Here is a 1,480-nt window from a genome sequence, read left to right on the forward strand (position 1 = left end):
GCCGCGCCGGCCGCCGCGCCGCCTGCCGTCGCCAGGCTGACGGCCTTGATGGCGATGGAGAGCTGAAGGATGAGGGCGATCGCCTCGGGCGGAACCGCCGACACGATCGCCGACAGCACATTGAGGACTTCCAGCATGCCGACGCCGACCCCGGACCCGGCCTCCAGCAGGTTGAGCAGGGCGTCGCCGATGTTGGCCAGGGTGTCCCAGACGAGGGGGCCCTGCGCCTGCGCGTAGTCCATCCACCGGGACAGGCCGCTGTCGTCGTACTCCCCGGCGTCCAGCTTGGCGAGGAAGATCGTCAGCTTGTCCACGCCCGTGTCGAGGACGTCGTTGGTGAAGTTCGTGAAACGGCCGGTGAGCGCATCGAATCCGGGCGTCGAGATGGCGCCCCCGACCAGAGTGATCAGCCGGTCGAACTGGCCGCTGGCCCCTTCGACCAGGCCGGTGGTCTTGGGCAGCAACGCGTTCGTGACGGCGATGCCCTTGGTGAACGGCGCCATCACGTCGCCGCTGAGGGAGTCGGACCACTCCTGGTAGTTGTCCTTCAGCAGACCGACGGCGATCGCCGCCTCGCGCGTCGCCGGGGGCAGCTTCTGAAGCGCCTGCTGGTACTCGGCCTGCGCCTTGACCGCCGCAGCCGACCCGGCCCCGGATTCCTCGACCGCAGCCTCGTACTTCTGCTGAGCCTCCAGTGCTTCGCTGATCGCGGCGATCTGCGGGCCCAGGGCGAGCGCGTACACCCCGGCGGCCACGGCGACCGCACCGAAAGCGCCGGCCACCGCCGCCGCGCTGCTGGCGATCCCGGCCGCGGCCGGGATCGCGGCCGGGGCGAGGCTGATGAGGTTGGCGCGCAGGGCCTCGCCGAGCTTGCCGCTCGCGTCCGACAGATCCCGGAACCGGGCCGCGGTGTCGTCGGTCTGCCCGGCGAGGCGGGCCTGTGCGTCCGCCACGGACACGAAGCGGCCCTGGAGATCCCGGAGGCTGCCGTCGGCGCCGACCTGGAGTCCGGCCAGCCGCAGCGCGAGGCGGTCGGCAGCGTCCCCGGTCCCGTTCAGGACACGGGACAGCTGATCGTTGCCGCTGAGGGTGAACGTGAGGGACTCGGCCACAGCAGATCACCCCCTCGGTTCAGCGTGTGGTGTGACGGGTGATCCAGTCCACTGCGGACTCAAGCTCTGCGGCGGACAGCCGGTGGATCTCCCACGGCCGGATGTGGAGGTAGTGCGCGAGCAGCCACCGGTACTCGGAGATCAGTCCCCGGAGTCCGTCGGGCGGCGCACCAAGTGGCCTTTTCCCAGCGCATCGAGCGCCCGCTCGACGTCGCCGGGGTCGTCGGCCAGCTTCCGCAGGTGCGGCTGGAGGGCGTCGATGCCGGAGTCCTGGCTCGTGGCGAGGGCCTCGCGCATGATGTTGGTGAGCATCTCGTCGATCTCGGCCCGTTCGATGCGGGCGCGCAGCCGGTACCGCCAGCCGGGGA

1 protein-coding gene and 1 pseudogene are annotated in these 1,480 nt (G+C 71.1%); both read right to left on the reverse strand.

The features are described 5' to 3' along the window. A pseudogene (locus ACFXAZ_RS39510) lies at window positions 1–1,112 on the reverse strand (hypothetical protein); the annotation flags it as partial. Window positions 1,113–1,253: 141 nt separating this feature from the next. Further along, window positions 1,254–1,480, reverse strand: a 227-nt coding sequence (locus tag ACFXAZ_RS39515) for a hypothetical protein (protein WP_384601916.1), incomplete at its 5' end; no start/stop codon positions are given.

The sequence above is a fragment of the Streptomyces sp. NPDC059477 genome (assembly GCF_042749375.1).
In the GTDB taxonomy this organism is placed as follows: Bacteria; Actinomycetota; Actinomycetes; order Streptomycetales; family Streptomycetaceae; genus Streptomyces.